This window comes from Streptomyces sp. NPDC058650, from assembly GCF_042717315.1.
Classification (GTDB): domain Bacteria; phylum Actinomycetota; class Actinomycetes; order Streptomycetales; family Streptomycetaceae; genus Streptomyces.
In genome coordinates this window covers 287,456-312,292 of sequence record NZ_JBHXRL010000003.1, presented here as the reverse complement: position 1 = coordinate 312,292, position 24,837 = coordinate 287,456, and the positions used below count along the sequence as shown (strand labels likewise).

Sequence of the window (24,837 nt, the reverse complement as noted above, 5' to 3'; positions counted from 1 at the left end):
GGCGCTGGCGGCGTTCGCCGCGGCAGGAGTCCGCCCGGCTCGGTCCCGGCCCGGCCCGGCTCATGCCACGGATTCCGCGCCTGCCCGACGTCCTATTACGTCGCATCGCCGCGGCAAGCCTCCGGGTGGACGTGCATGCGCGGTCCTCGATGTGGGACGACCTGGAGCACGGGCGGGCGACGGAGATCTGCGGCCTCCAGGGCGAGGTCGTGGCCATGGCGGAACGGCACGGCCTGACGGCACCGGTGAACGCGCGGCTCATGGCCCTGGTTCACGAGGCAGCCCGCGTTCCCCTGCCCGATGTCCCTGCGTAAGGGGCGGCGGTCCTGGACTGGCGAAGTGGCCAGGAGCCCTGCTCGCCCCTGACCGGCGCTGACACCGGCACCTCGGGTTCAACGATGCGAACGGCCGCTTCTACCGGCTGTCTCAGCACCGCTGCCCTGAGCCACTGCGCACCGGCGACGCGAGCCTGCTGCGTCCCAGCGACGTCGACGCGATCATCAAACTCTCCCTACGCTGGGCTTTCCGATCACCGGATCGTCGATCCTCAGGCGTCGGCGTTGTCACACCGGGAGCGGCGAAGCGACATCAGATCGCCCGTTCAGCCGGGCGGGCACGTCGCCGTCACTCGAAGACGATCATGGTGGTGGGAGGGCCGGGGACCGGTGGGGGCTGGCGCAGTTCGCCGCTGATCAGTGCGTCGCCCAGTGCATGTTTCACCGCGATGACCGCTTCGCCGCGGTAGTCCGGGAAGCGCGGCGTGGCGAGGACGAGGAGCGAGCCGTTCGGAAGTGGTTCGACGGCGTGGAAGGCCATGGAGGATTCGAGGGCGCGTCGACCGCCGAGGGCTTGGGCGATGTCGGCGGAGATGATGCCGAGCCAGGAGTAACCCCGGAGTCGGGAGCGCCACAGAGGGGTGTTGATGCTGGGAACGCGGCCGGGGCCGCGGGTGTAGCGCTCCAGTTCCGTGGCGCCGCCCGCGTGCTCGTACGAGGTGTGGGCGAAGACGATGTCGAAGCAGTGGGCGGCCCAGCGGATCGTGTCCAGGAGCCGGGTGTGGGCGGCGGGTGCGGTTGACGGGGTGGTGAGCTCGGCTTCGTCGACCGTGTAGAGGAGCTTGACGTAGTCCGGCAGGTCCTCGTCGAAGGTGACCCAGAGGCTGATGCGACGGGTCTCCTGGCCGGTGTGGGGGTCGACCGTTCCGATCCGTGCGCCGGCGGATTCGGGAGAGCGGGCGAGGTGGTCCCTCAGCCAGGGGAGGGCGGCGGCGGTGTAGGGGTTGTAGAGGACGTCGAAGGTGTCCGCCGGGGAGACGTCGAGGAAGCCGAAGACTCCGGTGCGCTGGGCGGCGGCCGATGCGGAGATCTTCTTGGACCCCGCCGCGGAGACGCGCGGGGTGGCCGGCAGAGCGGGAAGGAGCCCGTCCGTGTCGGCGGTGGAGACGCCTTCGGTGAGCCACTGGAAGGCGATGTCGGCCCTTCGGGAAGGGTCGGGCTCGTGGACGGTCAATTCCACGCAAAGGTTGTGGCTCAGGCCTGCGTTCATCGACGCGAATGCGTCCATCGGGGCGTCCTCCATGCTCTTCGTTCGCTCGGGAGTATAGGTCGCACGCCGAGGCGGGCCGCCCCCGTGGGGGCGGCCCGCCTCGTAACCGGGTGGTGTCGTCAGGGAATGGGGTCGGCGACGATCCTGCCGGCGACATAGAGGAAGGTCAGGGCGACCGCGCCCCAGCCGATGGTCTTCGTCTGCTCGGGTGTGGGCTGCCAGGCCTGGATCGGGATGGGGGCCCAGACGGGGACGGGCTCCATTCCCGGGGGAGCCTTCTTGCTCTGGTTCCGGGTCCACCAGCCGACGACGCCCTTGTATTCCGCTCCGGCGCGGTTGGTGTTGGGACGGCTACGGGTGGACTGGGCGACGAGCATGAGGCGTGGGTCGATGGGGTCGACGGTGGCGACCTGCGGGAGTTCCCAGCCCTTGTGGACGGTTCGACCGAACGTCTTCTTCTGCTCGATCTTGTTCAAGGTGTTGACGTAGCGGTCGAGCTGGGCGGGGCCGGCCTCCTCGGCCGTCTTGGCGGACTTCACTTCCCAGATGTAGATGTCCTCGTTGAAGTACATGACGATGTCCGCGAAGCCGTCCCCCTTGGGGCCCGCGCCGGGAATGTGGACCTCGGTCTCGACGCGCACCTCGGGGTTCTTGGCCCAGAGGGCCCTCAGGAAGGCGGCCATGGCCTGTACGGCCGCGTCGTGGCGGAGCTTGTCGGCGGCCATCTCCGCGCCGGTGCGCCCCTTGGTGGGCTTGTCCGTCGTGCCGGTCCCCTGCCCGGTGCTGCCGGTACTGCCGGTACTGCCGGTGCTGCCGGTGCTGCCGGTGCTTCCGCCGCCCTGGCTGGCGCCTGGGTTCTGTCCGTACCCGTCGCAGATGTCCTTCGGGCAGAGCCCGGTGGGGTCGGACTCGGCGATGGGGCTGTTCCCCGCGTAGGCGTAGCCGTTGATCTGGAGCGGGTCGTTCATCTCCATGACCGGGTCGACGGAGACGAACCGGCCGGTGCTCTGGTCGTACTCGCGGGCACCCAGGTGGGTGAGGCCGGTGGCGGTGTCGTCGACGCCGACGCCGAGGTAGCCGCGCTTGTTGGGCCACGAGGACGGCTTGGTGCCACGGGATTCGCCGTAGGGCTTGGACTCCCGCCGGGTGACCGTCTGCGCGCCGGTGAGCTCGACGGCCGTGTGGGCCGTTCCGAGGTTGTCGGTGATCAGGACGGTGAGTTTGTGCCCGGTGGTGGCACCGTTGAGTGCGGTGCGCACCACGTTGGGGGCGCCGGTCTGGTTGTAGAGGCGGGAAGCCCGGGTCACCTTGCCGGTTGCGTCGGTGGTGACCTCGGTCTCGCCCAGGTACAGGGTCGCGCCCGTGGGGGAGGACTCCAGGAGGCGGTTGCCCTCGGGGTCGTAGACGTAGGTGGTCTTGCCTGCGCCGGTGGTGGCCGTGGCGAGCCGGTTCTCCTGGGTCCAGGTCAGGTCCTGGGAGCCGGAGGGGAGATCCCGGTCCGTGGTGTTGCCGGCGCTGTCGTAGACGTAGGTGCTGCCCGTTCCCGTCGGCGTGGTGACGATCCGCTGGAGGGTGTGGGGCTGAGCGATGGTGGCGGGCCCGGTGCCGTTGCCGGTGACGGTCCTGCCGTAGGTGTAGGCGGAGGTCGTGTCGGTGGCGCCGTGTTCGACGAGGGAGGCCCGGTTGCCGAGCCAGTCGTAGGTGAACGACTGCCAGTAGGAGGCACCGCCGGAGGCGACCGTGCCGGACGCCGGTGCGGCGGAGGCCAGGGTCGAGGTCAGCGAGGCGTCGGGGCTGCCGCTCGTGTCGGCCGCGGTGTCGGCCGCGTCCGCGCCGCCCGCGCCGCTGGCTTCGCCGTCGGTGCGCGGGCCCCACACCGTACCGGCTGCGGACTTGCAGCCGACGCCTTTGCCGGTGACCGCGATGTTCGAGGTCCAGGCGTTGACCAGTTGGCCGAGGCGGTCGTAGGTGAAGCACTGGGTGTCCCAGGTGGATCCCGACGCGCCGGTGAGTTCCCGGGCGTGGGAGGAGACCAGCCCGGCGGAGTCGTACGAGTAGCGGCTGTCCGCGATGCGGTGCGGGCCGCTGGTCTCGCGGTCGGTGACGCTCCGTTCCAGACGTCCGGTGTGCTCGTCGATGAAGTTGGTCGACCAGACGCGTCCCGGCTGTGCGCCGCTGACCACACGGAGCGGCTCGCCGAAGGGCGAGTAGGTGACGTCGGAGGTGTACCAGTCCTGGCCGGAGGTGGACTCCTCGAGTCCGTCGCCGTCGTAGCGTGTGACGACCCTCTCCGCGGCGAGGCCGCCCACCGCGGGGAGCGTCACCGCCAGCCGCTTGCCGGTGGGCGTGTACTCGTAGCCGTAGGTGTAGGTGCCGGACAGGCCCTTGGTGGCAGTGGTGTCCGGGATGACGAACTGCTTCCCGGTGGGCCGGTATTCGGTGTCGTAGCCCGTGACGCGGCTGGTGTAGGTGGTCGCCCCCTGGTACTGGACGGAGGCGGCGGGCTTGCCGACGGCGCCGGCCACCGTGTCGTAGGTGAACTCCTTCACCAGGGTGGCCTGGGCCGGGGCCTGGGCCGGGGTCGTGGTGGCATTACCCTCGCGTACGAAGGTGGTCCGGCCGAGCACGTCGTACTCGGTGAAGATCGATTTCGCCGTGGCCTCGTTCGTGCTCTTCACACGCCGGCCGGCGTCGTCGTACTCGAAGAGGGAGGTGCCGGAGTCCGGGTCGGTCTGCGAGACGAGCTGACCGCGCGCGTCGTAGGTGTAGGTCCACGCGTTGCCCGCGGGGTCGGTCACCTTGTTGCGGTTGCCTCGGGCGTCGTAGCCGTACGAGGTGACACGCTTGGCGGTACCGGCGGCGTCGGTGTAACTGCGGACCGAGGAGACGCGGCCCAGGGCGTCGGTGTACGTGTCCGTCACCGGCACCGTGGAACCGGGCTTGTCGACCTTGGTGTAGTTGTCGCCGTAGGTCGTGTAGGTGGCGTACTTGAAGGTGGAGCCGAAGTACGTGGAGACCTGGACCGGCCGTTCCATGCCGTCGTAGCGCGTGCGGGTCTTGCTCGGCACGACGCTGTCGGACCTGGGCTCGAAGAGCGCCGTGGTGGGGCTGCCCTTGGCCAGGTACTTCCCGCTCTTCTCCTCGACGAGGCTGTGGTCGTTGTAGAACGTGTCCACGACGATGCGCCCCGGGCCGAAGGCGTCCTCCTGGGACTGCACCTCGCGTCCGAGCCCGTCGTACAGCGTGACCTGCTTGTGGTAGGTGCCGTCGTCCTGGAGCGTCTCGGTGGTGACGGCGGCGGGCTTGGTCGCGCTGCTCGTGGCCACGGCCGGCTGGTAGCCGAACTTCACGCTCGGCGTCTGGTTCCCGGAGGAGCGCGAGGGAATCCATCCGGCGGTCAGTCGTCCCAGCGCGTCGTACTGACGCCGCGTGACGCGGCCGTTGGTGTCGGTCACGGTCAGCGGCAGCGCGCGGCCGGGGTCGAAGGTGGTGGTGGTCGTGAACTGCCGGCCGCCGACCGTCTGGACCGACGTGGTGGCGGTCACGGGGCCGCCGTCCGCCGGGGTGAACCGGGTCTCGACGGTGCCCTCTCCGGGCTTGGCCACCGTGCGCAGTCGCCCCAGGGCGTCGTACGTGCTCGTGGTGACCAGCGCACAGCAGTTGCCCGCGCCGTCGTTGACCGCGGTCGAGGTGGCCAGACCCTTGACCGGGGTGGCTCCGAAGGCCAGGTGGTCGTAACTGCTGCGGGTGACGCTGACGACCTCGGTCGCCGGGTCGGCGGTGGCGTGACCGGTGCACGGCGTGGCCGTGGTCCTCGTCTGGGACGGGAGTCCGATGAGCCACGCACTGGTGTTGTGCACGTAGGAGTAGGTGGTGCAGCGCTGCTCGCTCAGAGTCTCGCCGGTGCCGTTGGGCTTGACCACCGAGGTCTCCGACCGCGTCGGGAGCCCGTAGGTGGTGTCGACGTCGGTCGTGGTGCGCACGCTCTGCCAGGAGGCGCCGACCGTCTGGACGGTGTCGGTGCGTGCCGTTCCGGTCCGGTACGCCTTCAGCGGTTCGAGCGCCGTCCCGTCCTCGCCCTCGCGGGGGCGCGAGGCCGTCTCCTTCACCCAGGGGAAGGTCAGGACGCGCTTGACGACCCGGCCGGCGGTGCGATCGTAGGAGAGGGTCTCGGCGGTCTGCCCGGCGAACGGGCGGGCGTCGTCCGCGGCGAGGGTGTACTTGCCCGCGGAGTCCTTGACGGCGCCGCCGACGCCGAGGAAGTACCGGGTGGTGGAGGTGGACTGGGCCTGCGGGTCACCCACCTTGATGTTGTTCTTCTTGCCCTTGACGGTGGTGACTTCGCGGTAGCCGCGCCAGTCGCTGTACGTCCTCAGCGAGGGCTTGGTGAACTCGTCGTCACTCTGGCTCCACGCCGGTTCCTTGTACGAGTACTGGGTGTAGACCGGCACGCCGTGCGTGGTGACCTTGTCGGTCTCGACGACGCTCGCGACGATGTACTTGTTGAACCAGGCCTTGGCCGGCTTCTTCTCGTCGCCGTCCGGGGACCAGCGCACGGGGAAGCAGGTCCCGTTGGCGCTTCCCTTGTCCGTCGCGGGTTCGGCCGCGCAGCCTCCCGTGTACTTGACCTCGATGTCCCCGCCCTCTTCGGTGGAGACCACGCCGATGCGGGGACGCGTGAAGCCGGGGCGATGCGGGTCGCCCGCCACGAGGTTGGGCAGCTGGCGGTCGCGCAGCCTGCTCTGCAGGGGGTCGCGGGGGCCCACCTGGTACTGCGCGAAGCTCACGCCGTCGGACGACTCCGGCGTGCCGGTGGTGTCCCCCGGCCCGAAGCCGCGACGGGTGATGGAGTTGAGCCACAGGCCCGGGGAGGTGTCGTACCACTCGGCGGGGAAGGACTGGTGGAGCGTGTACGTGTCCACCTTGCCGAGTCCGGTCTGGCCCGGACGCTCCGACTTGGTGGTGATGGACTCCAGGCGGCGCTGGGTCCAGAAGGAGGGGAACGGCGGGCAGAGGTCGGAGCCGGACTTGCAGTTGAGGTTTCCGGGCGTGTCCCACCAGGGGCGGTAGGCGCCGGGGTCGTCGGTCTTGTCGAAGTTCGTCGCGGCGCACAACTCGACGGACTGCAGGCAGCGCTGCTGCGTGGCGAACTCGACCACGCCCGCGGGCTTGGTGAGGTCGGCGAGCCGCAGACCGTACTCGATGCTGGAGGCGTAGGCGTAGCGGGAGTAGCGCTCGGGCGTCTTGAACTTCTTGCGGACCGCGTAGTAGTTGGTCTCCTGGGTCCAGTTGACCACCATGACGTTGCCGTGCACGTCGACGATCCGGTCGAGACCCCAGCGCCAGGCCTGCTGCTTGCCGGCGCCGCACCGCGAGTCGGCGAAGGCCGTGGCATGGCACGGTTCACCGGGGTGGTTGCCGAAGACCGGCACGGTGGAGACGGAGTTGGTGTCCGCGTGACCCGCACCGACCTTGTTCAGGCCGAAGTGGTAGGCAGTGCCGTCGACGGTGGTGACGACCCAGTACTCGCCGTTGTCGTCGCCGTTGGTACCACCGGTCTTGAGCTCGATGCGCGTGCCGTCGTCGGTGGCCGGACGGTAGGTGTCGGCGTCGACGCGGACCAGTTCGGTGGTCGAGCCGTTCAGGGACATGACGGCGTTGTACGAGACCCAGCACAGGTCGGACGTCTTGTTGTCCGATCCCACGTTGTTCGGCTTGCCCGCTGCCATGTCCTTCGTGTCGTCCTGACACGAACGGTAGCGGCGCTCGATGTGGCCGGGCTCGTAGTTCCAGCCCTCGCCGATCCACGAGGCCTGGGGCGAGGTGACGGCCGTCCGGCCGTCCACCGTCTGGGAGTTGTAGTCGAGCGAGATCTTCGGCGTGGGGCCGGCGGGCGCGATCGGCACGGCGATCGGGTACGACCAGGTGAACGCCCCGGAGGCACCGGTGGTGGCCCACTTGCCGCTGGCGGCGAGCGGGCTCGCCTTGAACGTTCCGCCCGCGCCGTCACCCGAGTCGACCACACCGACGGCGGCCTTGTCGCCCGCCGGGTCGGCCGCTGCCGAGGTGCTCATCAGCTGCGTCGAGACCCCGCCGGCGGCCGGGGCCTCGACGGTCGCGGCAGCGGCGTCGATGGTCGCGGTGGCCGTCTCGGAGTCGGTGTCGTTCTCGGTCGCCAGCTCGGTGTACGCCTGGCACTCCTCGAGCTCCGGGGTGCTGAGGTAACAGTCCGGGAACTGGACGAACTTCAGCCGGGAGGCCCAGTCGGCCCCGTAGAGATTCTTGAAGGCGGAGTAGTCGAGCCGGACGTCGACCGGGACGGAGCCGCCCGCCGGCGTGTCGATCTCCAGGAGGACTCCGTTCACCCCCTGGGCCAGCGCACCCGCGTGGGAGTCGATCGAAACGCTCCAGGTGCCGGCGGGTGCCGCCTGGCCCTCGGCCTGCCCCAGCCCGACGGGCAGGTCCTCGACCGGTGTGACGGTGCCGCCGCCGGCCGCCATGGCAGCCGGTGCGGAGGTGGCGAAGGTGACCTGGCCGGTGTCGGCGCGCGGCGCGACCGAGGTCCCCGCAGGCGCCTCGGCCTGATCGGCCGGGACCTCGACCTTGAGACGGTCCAGGCGCTTCTCGAGGCTCTTGCCCTCCAGCGGAAGGTCCTGCTGGAGGCTCTCCAACTGCACGGCTTCCCTGCCGACTTCGACTCTCGCGGGATCCGGAGGAAGCGCGAGAGCGGGGGCAGGCAACAGCCCTGTGAACAGTGCCGCACCCAGGAGTGCGGCAACGCCTCTTCGGGTGGAACGCAGGCGCGCACGCCTCAGACGACCAGACACGGTGAAGGTCCCCCCGGACCACATTGGGCGGGACCCGAGCTGGACCACGCGTGACGGCAGATGGCGCAGATTCTGTGGCCTCCCTATGAAGATCCGCCACACAACAGGGGGTGGTGTGGTGATCATCACCGCGCATAGGTGGCGCACCCTCCCAGAGCGACCCCAACGCGACTCTTGAACCTATTCAGATGGCGCGTAACTTCCGCTCACTAAAGGGGTATTCAGGCTTAATTACCTAGATTCCCTCCTCAACTCCCTTCATTTCATGCGGTGTTGTCGTGTTTTGCGGAGCCACAAACAGGCCATGCTGTGCCGGAGGGCTCTGTTCCGTCGGTTCGGACGGCTCACCACACCCTTGTGCGCGCCGCGTGCCCTCCCGCGGCCGGGTCGGCGGGCGGGGTGACGGGCACGTCTCGATGGGCCATGATCTGCACGCTGCCCACCCCGCCATGCCCTGCCCACACCCCCGTCGTCGTTCGCCGGCGGTGTCATGGCCGGTGCCGCAGCGCACCGGCGCGACCGTGCTGCCGGCACGAGGGGGAAGGGGAGCAGTCCCGTATGAAGGGCATCTGGCGCCGACGACCTGGGCGTCGCACCATCGCCGCGGCCGTGGCCACCGCCATCGCCGCGACCGGCATCACCTGGGCCGGTCTCGGCGGTGGCGAGGACGGCCACCCCGACGCATCGCCGCCACGGCCCGTGGTCAAGGAGGTCACGACGGCCGTGGCGATGAGCCGGGCCGCCCGCACCGGCAAGCCGGTCGAGATCACCGAGCTGCGCACCCCGAGTTCCAGTACGTTCGCCCGCCCTGACCGGCTGCTTGAGCGACGCCAGTACGTCTCGCCGATCCGCGCGAAGGTCAACGGCTCGTGGAAGCCGATCGACACCACCCTGCGCCGGACCGACGCGGGCTGGGAGCCGGCCGCCACCAACACCCACATGGTGTTCTCGGCGGGAACCGCCCACACCGCGGGCCACGACGACCGGGCCTCGCGCGTGGTCCGGCGGGTCTCCCTCGTACGGGGTGCCCTCGCGCGAGCGGAGGACACGCCCAGCCCGCTGGCCTCCCTCGACATAGGCGAGGGCATCGTGCAGCTGACGTGGCCCGGACCGATCCCCACTCCCATCGTCGACGGTTCGCGCATCCTCTACCCGGAGATCCTGCCGGGCGCCGACCTGGTGCTGACCGCCGACGACGGCGGGTTCGCCCAGCTGCTGGTGGTCAAGAACCGGCAGGCCGCCGCCGACCCGCGCGTCGCCCAGCTCACCTACGGCCTGACGTCGCCGACGCTGCTCTTCCGCGTCGACCCGCTCTCCGACATCGTGTCGGCCGAGAACAAGAACGGCGACGAGGTCGCCTTCTCCCCCTCGCCCCTGATGTGGGACAGCTCGGGTCAGCCCGCGGTCACCGACGGCCAGGTCGGGGCGAGTTCGCAGCCGACCGCCCCGGAGGCGCCCCCTACCTCCACGCCGAGCACCGAGCCGGAACCCACCGCGACGGCCACGACCGAGGTCGACGTCGAGTCCGATGAGCAGACCGACGCCGAGTCCGAGGTCCTGCCCACCGTCTCCGAGGAGCCGGCGCCCACCGTCTCGGAGCCGACGCTTCCGCCGGTCCCCACCGAGCCCACGCCCGCACCCTCCCAGAGCGGCTCCGCCGCCACGCTCGCGCTCCCCTCGCTCGACGGTCCCGGCCCGGACACCCGCGGCGCCCTGGTCGAGGCCGACCTCGCCGCAGACCAGTGGACCTTGACGCCCGACCCGGACTTCCTGACCGATCCGGCCACCGTCTACCCCGTGTTCATCGACCCCTCGGTGACCAAGCACACGCAGAACTGGACCACCGCTTACAGCCGTCACCCCCAGGCCACGTTCTACAACGGGCGCAACTTCAACAAGGGCGGTACGCACGAGGCACGCGTCGGGTTCGAATCCGACTCCTGGGGCACCTCCCGGTCCTTCTTCACCGTCGACTTCGACCCCTCGCTGCGGGGAACGGTCATCTCCAGCGCGAAGCTGCGCCTGCTGGAGACGTACTCCTGGTCGTGCAGCGCGCGCCAGATGACCGTGCACCTCTCCGGGAAGATCAGCTCGAAGACGAACTGGAAGAACGCCCCGAAGCTGCACGACGGGAACCAGATCGCCGCGCGCAGTTTCGCCCACGGCTACAAGTCCGGGTGCCGCGACGCGTACGAGACCTTCGACGTGAAGAAGACCGCTCAGCAGGCCGCCGACGGCAGCTGGAACAGCATCACCTTCGGGCTTCGCGCGGGCAACGAGAAGTCCCAGTACGCCTGGAAGAAGTTCCAGGCCAACGGTGAGAACGGTCCCGTCCTGGTCCTCGTCTACAACCGCAAGCCGACGCCGCCGACCAACCTCGATCTCGGCCCGGAAGCCAAGTGCACGACGACTCCGCCGTACGTCCGCATGGGCTCCGGCACCGTGTACTTCACTGCGAAGGCCACCGACAAGGACTCCAACCTCAAGGAACTCGACTTCGACCTGTGGCCGACCGGCCAGTGGGACACCACCAAGGACCTTCTCAAGGGTGCCGGCACCGTTTCCGTCGGCGGCAGCACGTCGGAGGCCCTTCGCACCACGCCCGCGTTCTCCACGACCAACCTCACCAACAACACGCTCTATTCATGGCGGGTCAGGGCCGTCGACGCCGCGAACGCCACCTCCTCTTACTCCCCCGCCAATACGCCCTGCCGCTTCGTCCTCGACACCGCGGCCCCGAAGCCTCCCAAGGTGCGCTCGGACGTCTTCCCGAACGCCGACGTCAAGGAGAACGGCTTCGCCAATGACGCCGAGGACAGCATCTGGAGCACCGTCAAGTTCGGCTCCCCCGGCACCTTCTACCTCCGGGCGCTGAACAGCGACGTCGTCAAGTACGAGTACAGCTTCAACAACGCCGCCTACAACTTCTCCAAGGCCCGCACCGCCGGTACGTCGCCCAGCGTCGAGACCGCCGTCACCGACCTCAAGCCGCCCACCGCCGGCCCGAACGTCCTCTTCGTGCGCACCATCGACCAGGCGGGCAACGTTTCCGAGGCGACCAAGTACTTCTTCTACGTCACCCCGCGCGACGAGGCCGACACACCGGGCGACTTCACCGGTGACAAGCTCCCCGACCTCATGGTCGTCACAGAGGGCGGCAACCTCGCCCTCTACCCCTCCCTCGGTCAGACCGCGGACATCACCAAGCCCGGCGGCAAGCTCGGCTACTCCATGTCCGGTGCCTATCGCGGCAACCCTGACAAGGACCCCAACGGTGACACCCTGCCCGCCTATGTGGCCGCGCCCAACGGCCACTTCAAGAACAACCCGCTGATCACCCACAATGGCGACATCTACGGCGCCGACGGTCTCCAGGACCTCGTGGTCCGGCTCGGCGACAAACTGTGGGTCTATCCCGGTGACGGATACGGGGCAGTCAACATCGACGAACGCCGGGAGATCCTGCTGCCGGCCAACGCGCCCAGCCCCAGCACGTTCACCCAGATCATGTCGGCCGGCGACATGACAGGCGACGGCAGAGCCGACTTCCTCGTCACGGCCGGCGACGTGCTGTGGGCCTTCACCGGGTACCACGGCGCCACCGTCCAGCAGGCCCAGCAGATCGCCTCCACCCCGTGGAACACCCAGGACATCGTCACCGTCCTCGACGTCGACGGTGACGCGGTGACCGACCTCGTCTTCCGCCAGGACTCCGGACGCCTCCTCCTCCGCAAGGGCAAGCCCGCCGGTGGCGGCGTGGACCTTGCCTCTCTCGCCACGGCGGCAGCCTCCAAGGACGGAACCGACACCGTCTACGGCTCCGCCGGCTGGTCCAGCACCAGCATCCCGCGCCTCATCGGCACCCCCGACGTGACGGGCGACGGAATCCCCGACGTCTGGACCGTCCCCGCCAACGGCAGCGTCCGGCTCTACGCGGGCGCCAGGACCGTACTCCCCGGCTCCGGCACGGAGATCATGTCGCCGAGGAACTACTGGCAGACCCGCCTCGCAATCGGCTGACAACAGATCCCCGCCGGCCCTTGCCCGACGAGTAGGCCGTCGCCCCAAAGGGCGGCGGCCTACTCGCTGCTCTGGCTCCGTCCAAGATGCAACCCGCCGGCGACCATCGCACACCCATCGGAACCCCGTCTGTCGCAGATGCCGGGTTCAACGCTGCGTAGTCAGCACCAAGTCAGCACGGGAGAGGTCGGCAGGGGTACTGACATGGGACTTCAGTCAGCACCAAACCAGCACGGGAGTCGGCACCGCACCACCAAAACGTGCCCGATCAATGCAACCCGGACAGCCCCTCTCCCGGCCCCTCTCGGGCATTCGGCAGGGTCGCGACAGCAGGCCATGGAGGCCGGGCGCACACGGCACACCCGAACTATGGTGTCCCACCACATACGACCCTGACCTGCGCCTTCCTACGGTATGGCGACACCGAATCGTCCCCGCACTTGCCTGGAAGTGGTGCACATGGCCGCCGCAACACCCTCCCCGACGCCACCCAACTCCCTCAAGAGGATCGTCGCCGCCAGTCTCATCGGGACCACCATCGAGTGGTACGACTTCTTCTTGTACGGGTCCGCCGCGGCGCTCGTGTTCAACAAGCTGTTCTTCCCCGAGTCCGATCCGCTGGTCGGGACCCTGCTGTCCTTCCTGACGTACGCCGTCGGGTTCGCCGCCCGGCCGCTCGGGGCGCTGGTGTTCGGGCACTACGGGGACCGGCTCGGGCGGAAGAAGCTGCTCGTGCTGAGCCTGCTTCTGATGGGTGGGGCGACGTTCGCCATCGGGCTTCTGCCGACCCACGCGACCGTCGGCTCCGCCGCTCCGGTGCTGCTGACCGTCCTGCGCCTCGTGCAGGGGTTCGCGCTCGGGGGTGAGTGGGGCGGGGCCGTGCTCCTCGTGTCCGAGCACGGGGACGCGAAGCGGCGCGGGTTCTGGGCCTCGTGGCCGCAGACCGGCGCGCCGGCCGGGCAGTTGCTCGCGACCGGTGTGCTGTCCGCGCTCACCGCGCTGCTCTCGGACGCCGCCTTCGTCTCCTGGGGCTGGCGCATTCCCTTCCTGCTCTCCGGTGTCCTCGTGATCGTCGGCCTCTGGATCCGGCTCTCCGTCGACGAGTCGCCCGTCTTCAAGGCCGCCCTCGCCGCCGCCGAGGAGCGCAAGGCGGTCGGCGGACAGGTCGAGAAGATGCCGCTGGTCGCGGTCCTGCGCCACCACTGGCGGGACGTGCTCATCGCCATGGGCGCCCGCATGGCCGAGAACATCTCGTACTACGTCATCACCGCGTTCATCCTCGTCTACGCGACGACCCAGGTCGGCCTCTCCAAGCAGACCGCCCTCAACGCCGTCCTCATCGGTTCCGCCGTCCACTTCGCGGTGATCCCGCTCTGGGGCGCGCTCTCCGACCGGCTCGGCCGCCGCCCCGTGTACCTGATCGGCGCGATCGGTGTCGGCGCCTGGATGTTCCCGTTCTTCGCGCTCATCGACCGGGGCACGTTCGGTTCCCTGCTGCTCGCCGTGTCCGTCGGCCTGGTACTCCACGGGGCGATGTACGCGCCGCAGGCCGCCTTCTTCACCGAGATGTTCGCGACCCGGATGCGCTACTCCGGCGCCTCCATCGGCGCCCAGTTCTCCTCCGTGGCCGCCGGCGCACCGGCGCCGCTCATCGCGACCGCGCTGCTCGCCGACTACGGCGACTCGACCCCGATCGCCCTGTACGTGATCGCCGCCGCGCTGCTCACGGTCGTCGCCATCGCCTGTGCCAAGGAGACCCGCGACCGCGATCTCGGCGACATCGCGGAGCGGACCCCCCGGGAGCCCCGCGTCGGTGCCGACGTCTGACGGATATCGAACGTCGAAGAGCCTCGTGCCCCGCTCGCTCCTGGCGGGGCACGAGGCTCTTCGCTCGTCACTTCCCCGGGACCGCCGCCGCGAGCGCGTGCAGGCGCAGGGCCAGCTGGATCTCCAGGGCGCGGGCCGGGGACTGCCAGTCGGGGCCGAGGAGCCGGCCGACCCGTTCCAGGCGCTGGGCCACCGTGTTGACGTGGACGTGGAGCTCGTCCTTGGTACGGGCGGGACTCATGCCGCTCGCGAAGTACGCGTCCAGGGTGCGGACGAGATCGGTGCCGCGGCGGCGGTCGTAGGCGACGACCTGGCCCACGGTCCGGTCGACGAAGCCGTCGATGTCCCGGCTGTCCGCGAGAAGCAGCCCGAGGAAGCCCAGATCCTCGGCGGCCGCGCCCTGGCCGGAGCGGTGCAGGAGCCGGAGCGCGTCGAGGCAGCGGCGGGCCTCCTCGTACGCGACGGCGACCTGGTCCGGGTGGTCGAGGGGTGCTCGTACGGGGGCGGAGGCGCCGACGGTGACCGGCTCGCGCAGGGTGCCACCGAGGTGACGGGCCGTCTGGCGGGCCAGGTCGGCGGCGCTCTCGCCGGGGCCGAGCGGCAGCAGCAGGACCGTACCTCCGTCGCGGGCGGAGGCGAGTCCGTGCCGGGTGGCGGCGAGGTGCGAGGCGGCCGCCCCGAGGCGCCGCCGGTCGGCGCTCTCCCGGCGGTCGGCGTCGGTGTCGGCCGCGCCGCCCGCCCGGTCGACCCGGGCGGCGAGCACGACGTGGGGCGCGTCGCTGTCGGCACGGAGCCGGGCGGCGCGCTCGCGCAGCAGGCGGCGGTCGCGGTCGGGGGCGTCGAGGAGGTCGTCGAGGAGTTCGCCCCGTACGCGCTGTTCGGCCTCGCCCGCCGAGCGGCGGGCGAGCAGCAGCAGGGAGGTGACGAGCGCCGCCCGCTCCAGGGTCCGCTGGTCGACGGGGTCGAGGTCGGGCCGGCCGCTGAGCACGAGGGCGCCCAGGCTCTCGCCGCCTGCGGAGACGGTGGCCACCCAGTCGTCGCCCTCGCGGACGGCGTGGCCCTCCGCGCGGCGGACCGATCCGGCGTCCGCCTCGGTGAACTCGACGGCGCCGCCGAGGACCTCGGAGACCGCGTCGGCCACGTCGTGGACGCCGCCGCCGTGCAGGACGAGCTCGGAGAGCCGGTCGTGGACCTCGGAGGCCCGCTCGATGACACCGCTGTGCTCGCGGATGATGTCGTTGGCCCGCTCCAGCTCCGCCAGGGCCGAACGCGTCTCGGCGAGGAGGTTGGCCGTGTCGATGGCGACGGCGGCGTGCGCGGCGAAGGAGCCGAGCAGCGCGACCTGTTCCCGTTCGAAGACCCTGGCCCTGCGGTCGGCGGCGAAGAGGACGCCGATGACCTGGCTGCCGAGGCTGAGCGGCACGCCGAGGATGGCGACGAGGCCCTCGTCCCGTACGGCCGTGTCGATCGTTCGGGTGTGCTGGAAGCGCGCGTCGTCGAAGTAGTCGTCCGTGACGTACGGGCGGGCGGTCTGGGCGACGAGCCCGCCGAGTCCCTCGCCCATGCCCAGCCGCAGCTGCTGGAAGCGCGCGGAGACGGAGCCCTCGGTGACCCTCATGTAGGTGTCGCCCGCGGACTGGTCGTTGAGGCTCAGATAGGCGACCTCGGTGCCGAGGAGCGAGCGGGCGCGCTGGACGATGGCGCGCAGCACGGCGTCGAGGTCGCGGAGTCCCGCGAGGTCGTGGGCGGTCGCGAAGAGCGCGGACAGCTCCGCCTCGCGGCGCCGCCGCCCCTCCAGCTCGGCCCGGACGCGCAGGGCGAGCAGCTTGGCCTCTTCCAGCTCGGCCAGCGCCTCGGGGCCCGCGCCGCTCGCACGGGCGAGCAGCACGGGCCGGTCGTAGGCCTCCGTCGCGGCTCCCCGGGCGAGGAGTTCCAGGTAGGAGACGTGTTCGTGGGACATGGACACAGGGATACCTGCCGAACGTGTGGTCGCACCACCCCTGTGGACAACCTTCACCGCGGCATCCGCAGGGGCGTTCCTCAGTGGGCGGTCCAGCCGCCGTCGAGGGTGAGCGAGGTGCCGGTGATGAACGAGGCCTGCGGGGTGCAGAGGTAGAGGACGGCCTCGGCGACCTCCGCCGGTTCGATGAGCCGCTTGAGCGCCGAGTCCTTGAGCAGGATCTCGGCGAGGACCCGCTCCTCGGGGATGCCGTGGGCGGTGGCCTGGTCGGCGACCTGCCGCTCGACGAGCGGGGTGCGTACGTAGCCGGGGTTGACGCAGTTGGAGGTGACGCCGTGCGGGGCGCCTTCGAGGGCGGCGGTCTTCGAGAGGCCTTCCAGGCCGTGTTTGGCGGCCACATAGGCGGACTTGAAGGCGGAGGCGCGCAGCCCGTGGACGGAGGACAGGTTGACGATCCGGCCCCAGCCCTGGGCGTACATGTGCGGCAGCGCGCCCCGGATGAGGCGGAAGGGTGCCTCCAGCATGACCGTGAGCACGGTGTGGAAGACGTCCGGCGGAAAGTCCTCGATGGGGCGGACGAGCTGGAGTCCCGCGTTGTTCACGAGGATGTCGGCCCCCGCGGCGGCGCCCTCGGCCGCGTCCAGGTCGGTGAGGTCGAGGAGCCGGGGTTCGACGCTCCCGGGGAGGCGGGCGGCCTCGCCCGCCAGGGTCTCCAGGCCCTCGGCCGCCCGGTCGACGGCTCTGACCCGGGCCCCGGCGGCGGCGAGCCGCAGCGCACAGGCACGCCCGATGCCGCTGGCCGCGCCGGTGACGAGCGCGGTGCGGCCGATGAGGTCGAGGGCAACGACCCCGGGCAGGGGGGAGGGGGAGGCGGAGACCGAGACGGATCCGGACTCGGGCTCGGACTCGAACTCGGACTCGGAGCCGAGGGCGGTGATGGGGGCGCTCATGCTCCGCACCCTATGAACCGGCCACTCCCCCACCCATGTGGTCTCCGCCCATAGTTCAGCCAGTCTCTGTGGTGCGGAACCATGCGGGGTCGTCGGCGAGCGCCTTCTCGATCCGGAGGTACGAGAAGCGCTTCATCTCCGGCAGGTCGTCCACCGCGAACCAGCCGACCTCGGTCGACTCGTCGTCGTTGACCCGGGCCTCTCCCCCCACGGCACGGCAGCGGAAGGCGACGTCCATGTACTGGCAGGTGTCGCCGTTGGGGTAGACGACGGGCTTGCGCAGGGTCTCCACGAGGAGGATCCGCTCCGGCACACAGTGCACGGCGGTCTCCTCGTACACCTCGCGCACCGCGCAGTCGGCGGGCTGCTCGCCGGGCTCGACGATGCCGCCGATGACCGCCCACATCCCGTTGTCCGACCGCCGGCCGAGCAGGACCCGGCCCAGGTCGTCGAAGACGACGGCGCTCACCCCCGGCAGAAAGAGGAGCTGGTGTCCGGCCGTCTCGCGCAGCGTACGGATGAAGTCAGGGGTAGCCATGACGCCGACCCTAGATCATCGGATCATCCGCGATCCGAGACCGGCGCCGGGCGCGTACGGAGCGGAGCGCCGACCAGCCGAGGCCGGCGGCCGCGAGTGCCACGAGCAGGGCCTCGGGCAGGGTGCCCATGCGGGTCGCCGGGGTGAGCGAGGAGCGCAGCGGCACCTTCTCGACCAGGACGTCGGGGGTGAACATCTTCGTCTGCGCGACGATCTCGCCGTCGGGGCGGATCACCGCGCTGACCCCGCTGGTGACGGGCACGACGACCGACCGGCTGTGCTCGACGGCCCGCACCCGGGACATGGCGAGCTGCTGGTAGGTCATCTCGCTGCGGCCGAAGGTGGCGTTGTTGCTGGGGACGGTGATGAGCTGGGCGCCGTGGGTGACGGTGTCGCGCACGGCCCAGTCGAAGGCCGCCTCGTAGCAGGTGGCGAGGCCGACCTTGGTCCCGGCGAGGTCGAAGACGCCGACCTTCGAACCGGGGCCGAAGTCGCGGCTGACCCGGTCGACGTTGCTGTTGAAGAGCCGGACGAAGGACCGCATCGGGATGTACTCGCCGAAGGGCTGGACGTGCCGCTTGTCGTACGTGGCCACGGGGCCGCGCTCCGGGTCCCATTCGATGAGGGTGTTACGGAGCTTGCCGGTCGGCGGGGAGACGACCGCGCCGATCACCGTGGGCACCCCGACGGCCCGGACGGCGCCGTCGATGACGTCGGCCGCGTCGGGGTTCGCGTACGGGTCGATGTCCGAGGAGTTCTCCGGCCACAGGACGAAGTCGGGCTGCGGCTCGCGGCCCGCCTTGACGGCCTCGGCGAGCTCGCGGGTCCGGGCGGCGTGGTTGTCGAGGACAGCGCGGCGCTGGGAGTTGAAGTCGAGGCCGAGGCGGGGCACGTTGCCCTGGACGGCGGCGACGATGGCTGTGCCGTCCTCGGCCGTGTCGTCGACGAGCGGCAGCGCGGCGACCGCGCCGGTGACCGGAAGGAGCACGGAGAGCGCGGCGACGGCGAGCGGGCCGCGGGGGACGGTGCCGGTGGCGCGAGCGGCGCGGAACCGCCGGTACGCCTCGTACAGACCGAATCCGCACAGGGCGACCGCGAAGCCGAGCACGGGGGTGCCGCCGACGGCGGCGAGCGGCAGGAAGACGCCGTCCGCCTGCCCGAAGGCGATCTTGCCCCAGGGGAAGCCGCCGAAGGGCACGCGCGCGCGTGCCGCCTCCCCGAGGACCCACACCCCGGCCGCGAAGAAAGGCCACCACGGAAGCCGGGAGACGGCCGCGATGCCGAGGCCGGCGGCGGCGACGAACAGCGCCTCGATCGCGGCGAGGGCGACCCACGGCACCGGGCCGACCTCCGCACCGGTCCAGACGAGCAGCGGGAGCATGAAGCCGAGACCGGCCAGATAGCCGATTCCGAACCCGGCGCGGAGGCGGCGGCCCCGCAGGGTCCAGCCGAGCAGCGCGAAGGCGGGCAGGGCGAGCCACCACAGGGGGCGCGGCGGGAAGCTCAGGAAGAGCAGGAGCCCGGACAGCAGAGCCGTCGCGGGCCGCACGAACCGTCGCAGCGGGGAACCCGGCGCGGGCGAGCCGTCGGCTCCGGACGCGGGGGTGGGTGCGGGGGTGTCGGTGGTGGTGGCGCTCACCTTGCGGAGTCTACGGGGCGTCCCTGTCGACACCGAGGCAGGTGCGGGCCCGGTGACCGGGTCGTCCCCTCGCCGGCCGGCGGGTGGCCGGCACCGGGGCTCAGACGCCCGTCGCGGCGGGCGGACCCGGCGGGGCCGGGTGGCGGAGGCGGTCGCGGATGACCCTGACCGCGGACTCGGCGTCGTCGACCGTGACCGTGAACGTACGGCCGTCACCGAGGCGCAGGACCAGGCCCTCGCCCCGCCGGACGATCACCGCCGTGCCCTTCTCCGGACGCCAGCGGTAGCCCCAGCCGCCCCACTGGCGCGGCGTCACGCTCGGGGCGAAGTCGGCGCCGACGACGTGGGAGAGGGGGATGCGCCGGCGCGGCAGGCCGATGTGGCCGCAGCGGACCTCCATGGCGCGGTCGTCGACCCTGACGGCCACGTGCACGAAGGCGAGCGTGCCGAAGAGGACGAGGAGTCCGGCCGCCACGCAGCCGATCACCGCCATGAGGAGGGCCGCGATGCCGGAGGTCCAGGCCGACTCGACGGCGATCGTGATGCCCAGGGCCATGCAGGCGGCGCCCGCCGCGGCCGCCAGCCACTGGAGGCGGTTGGTGGCGCGGCCGGTCCAGACAGCGGGTGTCCGCTTGTCGGCGCGCTGGTCCCGGGGGTACTGCCTCATGTCAGGAAGCGTACCCAGCGTCGCGGGAAACAGCGCGCCGGAGCGCGCTCGCTCCCTCACGGTCAGTGAGCGGGTGCGGTGGCCCCGAGGAGGCGGCTTTCGGCGTAGCCGAGGGCGGTGGCGGGGAGCTGTCCGGGCCGGCCGCTGAGCAGGACGGAGAGGCCGCCGGTGGGGTCCGCGTCGGGCGCGGGCTCGGCGCCGATCCGGCGCAGCGCCTGCGCGGCGACGGCGTCGGCGGAGCCGTGGAAGACGATCGGCGGCAGCCCGGCCCGGCCGCGCGCCTCCAGGGCGGCGAGGATGCGCTCCTCGACGAGCTCGTAGTGGGTGCAGCCGAGGACGACGGCGCGGACGTCCGCCGGGGTGAGGGCGGCGGCCGCGGCGACGGCCCGGTCCACGGCGTCCCGGTCGGCGTGCTCCACGGCGTCGGCGAGCCCCGGGCAGGGCACCTCGGTGACCTCGGCGCCGTCCGCGAACTCGCGGATGAGTCCGCGCTGGTAGGCGCTGCCGGTGGTCGCCGGGGTGGCCCAGATCGCGACCTTGCCGCCACCGGCGGCGGCGGGCTTGATGGCGGGGACGGTGCCGATGACGGGGATCTGCGGTTCGAGTGCGGCGCGCAGGGTGGGCAGGGCGTGCACGGTGGCGGTGTTGCAGGCCACGATGAGCGCTTCCGGCCCGTGCTCGGCGGCGGCGAGGGCGACCGCGAGGGCGCGCCCGGTGAGGTCCTCGGTGGTACGCGGACCCCACGGCATGCCGTCGGGGTCGTTGGAGAGGAGCAGATCGGCGTCCGGCCGCAGCCGGCGCACCGCGGCTGCCGCCGGGAGCAGGCCGATTCCGGAATCCATGAGCGCGATCTTCACCCGGTCACCCTAGCCGATGGGCCTCGCACACCCGGCGATCTGGGGCAGACTGCGGCGAATGAGCATCTTCGCCTGGTTCGCGATCGCTTCCCTGGCCGTCTGGTTCTGGCTGCTGCTCGGCCAGGGCTTCTTCTGGCGGACGGACCAGCGTCTGCCGCCGGTCGACGAAGGCCGGGGGGTGCGCGCCGGGGGCGGGTGGCCGCGGGTGGTCGTCGTCGTACCGGCGCGGGACGAGGCCGAGGTGCTGCCCCTGAGCCTGCCGTCGTTGCTGGCGCAGGACTATCCCGGCGAGGCCGAGGTGATCCTCGTCGACGACGGGAGCACGGACGGCACCGGCCGACTCGCCGCCGAACTGGCGGAGCGAGCCGAGCGGGCCGAGCCGGTCGAGCGGGCCGAGCCAGTCGAGCGGGCCGAGCCGGTCGAGCGGGCCGAGCCGGTCGAGCGGGCCGAGCCGGTCGAGCGGGCCGAGCGGGCCGAGCCAGTCGAGCGAGCCGAGCCGGTCGAGCGGGCCGAGCCGGTCGAGCAGGCCGAGCCGGTCATCTCCGGCGAGCGCGCGGCGGCCGTCGGGCCGGGCTCGCGGGCCAAGCCCGCCGAGCGGTGCGGTGGGCTGCCGTTGACCGTCGTGTCGCCGGGCGAGCCGGAGCCCGGCTGGACGGGGAAGCTGTGGGCGCTGCGGCACGGTATCGCCCTGGCACGCGCGCGTGAGCCGGAGTTCCTGCTCCTGACGGACGCGGACATCGCCCATGAGCCGGACAGCCTGCGGCTGCTCGTCGCGGCGGCGCGGGCGAACGACCTGGACCTGGTCTCGCAGATGGCCCGGCTGCGCGTCGCGAGCCCGTGGGAGCGGCTGGTCGTGCCCGCGTTCGTCTACTTCTTCGCGCAGCTCTACCCCTTCCGCTGGATCAACCGGGCGCGGCCCCGCGCGACCGCCGCCGCGGGCGGCTGCGTGCTGCTGCGGACGGAGACGGCGGTGGCGGCCGGCGTGCCGGAGGCGATCCGGCGGGCGGTGATCGACGACGTGTCGCTGGCGCGGGCGGTACGGCGCGCGGGCGGGCGGGTCTGGCTGGGGCTCGCGGAGCGGGTCGACAGCATCCGCCCCTACCCGGGCCTCGGCGAGCTGTGGCGGATGGTGTCGCGGAGCGCGTACGCGCAGCTGCGGTACAGCCCGCTGGTGCTCGCGGGGACGGTGGCGGGTCTCGTGGTGGTCTATCTGGTGCCGCCGGTGGCCCTGGCGGCGGGCGCGGTGACGCGGGACGCGGCGGCGGCGTGGGCCGGGGGTGCGGCCTGGGCGGTGATGGCGGGGACGTACGTGCCGATGCTGCGCTACTACCGGCAGCCGCTCTGGCTCGCGCCCCTGCTCCCCTTCACCGCGTTCCTCTATCTCCTGATGACCGTGGACTCCGCCGTGCAGCACTACCGCGGCCGGGGGGCGGCGTGGAAGGGACGCACGTACGCCGGCAATTACGTTTCCCGACACGGGGAGTAGCGCCGTCAATTCGGCGCGTGCGCATCGCCCCCGGTTCCCTCGGATTGACGCCTAAGCATGCCCATGATCACTTCCTCCACGTCTTCCCGGCACCATTTCTTTATCCGCTCTTCACGCCGGGGTACGCCGGGGGCCTCGCGGGGCCGGAACCCGCCGGTAACCCCCTCCGAACTCGGCTTTTACACGATCTTGGTGCTGCGCGCCGCCCGTTTTTGTCACGTTCGCTCGGATTGGGGATCCACCTGTTCACGAAGCCCGTCAAACAACCCTCTAATCAGGCTCCCCATCCAGCACATCGTGGGCTTAACTTATGTGCCATGACCTCCCCCCGCTCCACCTATGGAGGCGGTTACCACACCGCGCCGTCCTTCCCGGACACCCCGATCTACGACTCCCTGGTCGCGGAGCGGGGCACGCCTCAGATCGCCCCGATCCGAGTGCCCGCCGCCTACGACACCGGCAGCTTCCCCGGAAGCGGTTCCTATCTGCCGGCGCTCCCCGCGGCCCTGCCCGCCCTTCCGGCGGCGCCCACCCCGCACCCCGCCCCCGCCTACGGCGGTGGGTACGGCTATCCGCAGCCCTCCCCGCAGATGGCCCCCGCACCGCTCCAGCACGCCCCCACCCCGTACATCCCGCAGCAGCCGGTCGCCCCGCGCGGCTACCAGGGCGGCGGGTACCCGCAGCAGCCCCGCCCGGCCGCCTCGGGGTACGAGGCGATGCGCCCGGCGGCCCCGCGGCCCGTACCGGCTCCGGCGCCCGTCCCGGCCCCGGCACCGGCGATGTATCAGGACCCCTACAACCGTCCCTACCAGGGCGGCGGTTACTGACCGGGGCGGAGGCGACCGCCGAGGGCACCGGCCGACGAGGTCCGGAGCGGCTGGCAGGATGACGGTATGTCCACACCTGTACTCCGCTCCCTCCACGTCCACCCGGTGAAGGCCATGCGCGCGCTGGCCCCCTCGGAGGCCGAGGTGGAGCCCTGGGGGCTCGCCGGGGACCGTCGCTGGGCCGTCGTCGACGCCGCGAGCAAGGTCGTGACCCAACGCCGTCACCCCCGGATGGCGTTGGCCACGGCGGAGCTCCTGGCGGACGGCGGCGTCGCGCTGTCCGCGCCCGGCCGGCGGACGCTGACGGTCGAGGTGCCGTCCCCCACGGCCACGGTGACGATGGAGATCTTCGACAAGTACGTGGAGGCGGTCCCGGCCGGTGACGAGGCGGCCGCCTGGCTCTCCGCGCACCTGGAGACGGACGCCCGGCTCGTCCACATGGACGCGCCCGAGCACCGGCGGCCGGTCGACCCCGCGTACGCGCTGCCCGGCGAGACGGTGAGCTTCGCGGACGGCTATCCGCTCCTCGCCGCCACGACGGCCTCGCTCGACGCGCTGAACTCCCTCATCGAGGACGGCGACCGCGCCCACGAGGGGCCCTTGCCGATGAACCGGTTCCGCCCGAACCTCGTGATCGAGGGGACCGACCCGTGGGCGGAGGACGGCTGGACCCGGCTGGCCGTCGGCGCGGTCACCTTCCGCGTCGCCCGGCCCTGCGGGCGCTGCGTCGTCACCACGACGAACCAGTTCACCGCCGAGCGGGGCAAGGAGCCGCTGCGCTCCCTCGCCCTGCACCGCAAGCGCGACGGCCGCGTCATCTTCGGCCAGAACCTCGTCCCCGAGCACCGCGGCACGGTCCGGGTCGGCGACCTCGTGAAGATCCTCGACTGAGACGCCGCCGGGACTCCGCCGTCCCGAGCGGCCCGGCAGGCGGGGAACGCTCACCCGGGGCACACTCGTCGGAACAGCGGCGAACGACGAGGGGGTCCCCAGGTGCGCGCAGCCACCGGTGTCTGGCGCTGGCGCCGCAATCCCCTGCGCCGGACCACGGATCTGGTCGAGGCGTGGGTCGCCTTCACGGCCGCCGCGCTCCTCTGCCTCCTCGTGCCCCTGGCCGGCTGGGCCGCGGGCTCGTCCGCGCACGGTTCGCTCCAGCGCGCGGTCCGCGCGCAAGCGGAGCAGCGACTGCCGACGACGGCCCGGGTCGTGCGCCTCGCGGACGGATCCGCGAGCGGCCCCCGTACGACCGAGACCGCCGGGGAGGAGCGGCTGCGCCGGTCCGTGGTGGCGCGCTGGACCGCCCCGGACGGCACGGCCCGGACGGGAACGGTGCCCACGGCGCGGCGGCTCTCCACGCCGGGCGACGCCTTCACCCTCTGGACCGACCGGGACGGGCGCCCGGTGGCGCCGCCGATGCCGGCGGGCACGGCCCGCGCGCACGCGACCATCGCCGGTCTGATGGCCGCGCTCCTCACCGGCCTGCTCGTGGAGACCGTCCGCCGTCTCGCCGTACGCCGCCTCGTCCTGCGGCGGTACGCGAGCCTCGACCGCGCGTGGGCCTCGGCAGGCCCCGACTGGGGCCGCGCGGACACCGGCAGCTGACCCGTACCCCCTCCCCCGTACCCCGTAGTGGTGAGCCCTCACGACCCGTCAGCCCTCAGGGGGTGTCGAGCCGATCAGGCCGGGCTCGCGGG

15 protein-coding genes are annotated in these 24,837 nt (G+C 71.7%); 7 read left to right on the top strand and 8 right to left on the bottom strand.

The features are described from left to right. Positions 1-131: 131 nt before the first annotated feature. The gene (locus ACFWWU_RS07515) at positions 132-314 is read left to right on the top strand and encodes a ketopantoate reductase C-terminal domain-containing protein (RefSeq protein WP_384140329.1); all 183 of its coding nucleotides are present in this window, start codon (positions 132-134) and stop codon (positions 312-314) included. A 310-nt stretch (positions 315-624) separates the two neighbouring features. Here ACFWWU_RS07515 and ACFWWU_RS07510 read toward each other — a convergent pair whose 3' ends face one another. Together ACFWWU_RS07510 and ACFWWU_RS07505 are read right to left on the bottom strand one after the other, a co-directional pair. After that, complete coding sequence (locus ACFWWU_RS07510; protein ID WP_384140327.1) at positions 625-1,515, bottom strand: hypothetical protein; 891 nt, start codon at positions 1,513-1,515, stop codon at positions 625-627. Between the two features lie 149 nt (positions 1,516-1,664). Beyond that, complete coding sequence (locus ACFWWU_RS07505) at positions 1,665-8,396, bottom strand: RHS repeat domain-containing protein (protein ID WP_384140324.1); 6,732 nt, start codon at positions 8,394-8,396, stop codon at positions 1,665-1,667. A 534-nt stretch (positions 8,397-8,930) separates the two neighbouring features. Here ACFWWU_RS07505 and ACFWWU_RS07500 point away from each other — a divergent pair. Together ACFWWU_RS07500 and ACFWWU_RS07495 are read left to right on the top strand one after the other, a co-directional pair. Next, entirely contained in the window at positions 8,931-12,392 is a 3,462-nt protein-coding gene (locus ACFWWU_RS07500; protein WP_384140321.1) for a DNRLRE domain-containing protein, read from the top strand. 459 nt (positions 12,393-12,851) lie between these two features. Next, positions 12,852-14,219: an MFS transporter gene (locus tag ACFWWU_RS07495; protein WP_384140318.1), complete on the top strand. Its 1,368-nt coding sequence runs from the start codon at positions 12,852-12,854 to the stop codon at positions 14,217-14,219. Positions 14,220-14,286: 67 nt separating this feature from the next. Here ACFWWU_RS07495 and ACFWWU_RS07490 read toward each other — a convergent pair whose 3' ends face one another. The 6 genes from ACFWWU_RS07490 to ACFWWU_RS07465 all read right to left on the bottom strand — a co-directional run bounded on the left by ACFWWU_RS07490 (position 14,287) and on the right by ACFWWU_RS07465 (position 20,830). Next, positions 14,287-16,179 (bottom strand): helix-turn-helix domain-containing protein, encoded by a 1,893-nt coding sequence (locus tag ACFWWU_RS07490; protein WP_384140315.1) that lies wholly within the window; start codon positions 16,177-16,179, stop codon positions 14,287-14,289. A gap of 80 nt (positions 16,180-16,259) precedes the next feature. Then, positions 16,260-17,129: a 3-hydroxybutyrate dehydrogenase gene (locus ACFWWU_RS07485; protein WP_384140312.1), complete on the bottom strand. Its 870-nt coding sequence runs from the start codon at positions 17,127-17,129 to the stop codon at positions 16,260-16,262. Positions 17,130-17,184: 55 nt separating this feature from the next. Further along, on the bottom strand, positions 17,185-17,667 hold the full coding sequence (locus tag ACFWWU_RS07480; protein WP_384140309.1) for an NUDIX domain-containing protein: 483 nt from the start codon (positions 17,665-17,667) through the stop codon (positions 17,185-17,187). A gap of 10 nt (positions 17,668-17,677) precedes the next feature. Further along, positions 17,678-19,306, bottom strand: coding sequence for an apolipoprotein N-acyltransferase (gene lnt / locus ACFWWU_RS07475; RefSeq protein ID WP_384140306.1), 1,629 nt, complete (start codon positions 19,304-19,306; stop codon positions 17,678-17,680). A 100-nt stretch (positions 19,307-19,406) separates the two neighbouring features. Beyond that, positions 19,407-19,973: a hypothetical protein gene (locus ACFWWU_RS07470; protein ID WP_384140303.1), complete on the bottom strand. Its 567-nt coding sequence runs from the start codon at positions 19,971-19,973 to the stop codon at positions 19,407-19,409. Positions 19,974-20,035: 62 nt separating this feature from the next. After that, positions 20,036-20,830 carry a glutamate racemase gene (locus tag ACFWWU_RS07465; RefSeq protein WP_384140300.1) on the bottom strand — a complete coding sequence of 265 codons (795 nt, stop codon included), beginning with the start codon at positions 20,828-20,830 and terminating at the stop codon, positions 20,036-20,038. Positions 20,831-20,888: 58 nt separating this feature from the next. Between ACFWWU_RS07465 and ACFWWU_RS07460 the strand changes: the two genes are divergently transcribed. The 4 genes from ACFWWU_RS07460 (at position 20,889) to ACFWWU_RS07445 (ending at position 24,745) form a co-directional block, all read left to right on the top strand. Beyond that, the gene (locus tag ACFWWU_RS07460; RefSeq protein WP_384140297.1) at positions 20,889-22,316 is read left to right on the top strand and encodes a glycosyltransferase; all 1,428 of its coding nucleotides are present in this window, start codon (positions 20,889-20,891) and stop codon (positions 22,314-22,316) included. A gap of 317 nt (positions 22,317-22,633) precedes the next feature. After that, entirely contained in the window at positions 22,634-23,143 is a 510-nt protein-coding gene (locus ACFWWU_RS07455; protein WP_384140294.1) for a DUF6643 family protein, read from the top strand. Positions 23,144-23,209: 66 nt separating this feature from the next. After that, complete coding sequence (locus ACFWWU_RS07450; protein ID WP_384140291.1) at positions 23,210-24,034, top strand: MOSC domain-containing protein; 825 nt, start codon at positions 23,210-23,212, stop codon at positions 24,032-24,034. Positions 24,035-24,136: 102 nt separating this feature from the next. Continuing rightward, positions 24,137-24,745: a hypothetical protein gene (locus ACFWWU_RS07445; protein ID WP_384140288.1), complete on the top strand. Its 609-nt coding sequence runs from the start codon at positions 24,137-24,139 to the stop codon at positions 24,743-24,745. The last annotated feature ends 92 nt before the right edge of the window (positions 24,746-24,837 follow it).

Excerpts from the sequence above, each read along its gene's own strand:
- ACFWWU_RS07505 (WP_384140324.1), bottom strand. The coding sequence starts at position 8,396 with ATGTGGTCCGGGGGGACCTTCACCGTGTCTGGTCGTCTGAGGCGTGCG.
- ACFWWU_RS07500 (WP_384140321.1), top strand. The coding sequence starts at position 8,931 with ATGAAGGGCATCTGGCGCCGACGACCTGGGCGTCGCACCATCGCCGCG.
- ACFWWU_RS07495 (WP_384140318.1), top strand. The coding sequence starts at position 12,852 with ATGGCCGCCGCAACACCCTCCCCGACGCCACCCAACTCCCTCAAGAGG.
- ACFWWU_RS07490 (WP_384140315.1), bottom strand. The coding sequence starts at position 16,179 with ATGTCCCACGAACACGTCTCCTACCTGGAACTCCTCGCCCGGGGAGCC.
- ACFWWU_RS07485 (WP_384140312.1), bottom strand. The coding sequence starts at position 17,129 with ATGAGCGCCCCCATCACCGCCCTCGGCTCCGAGTCCGAGTTCGAGTCC.
- ACFWWU_RS07480 (WP_384140309.1), bottom strand. The coding sequence starts at position 17,667 with ATGGCTACCCCTGACTTCATCCGTACGCTGCGCGAGACGGCCGGACAC.
- ACFWWU_RS07470 (WP_384140303.1), bottom strand. The coding sequence starts at position 19,973 with ATGAGGCAGTACCCCCGGGACCAGCGCGCCGACAAGCGGACACCCGCT.
- ACFWWU_RS07460 (WP_384140297.1), top strand. The coding sequence starts at position 20,889 with ATGAGCATCTTCGCCTGGTTCGCGATCGCTTCCCTGGCCGTCTGGTTC.
- ACFWWU_RS07455 (WP_384140294.1), top strand. The coding sequence starts at position 22,634 with ATGACCTCCCCCCGCTCCACCTATGGAGGCGGTTACCACACCGCGCCG.
- ACFWWU_RS07450 (WP_384140291.1), top strand. The coding sequence starts at position 23,210 with ATGTCCACACCTGTACTCCGCTCCCTCCACGTCCACCCGGTGAAGGCC.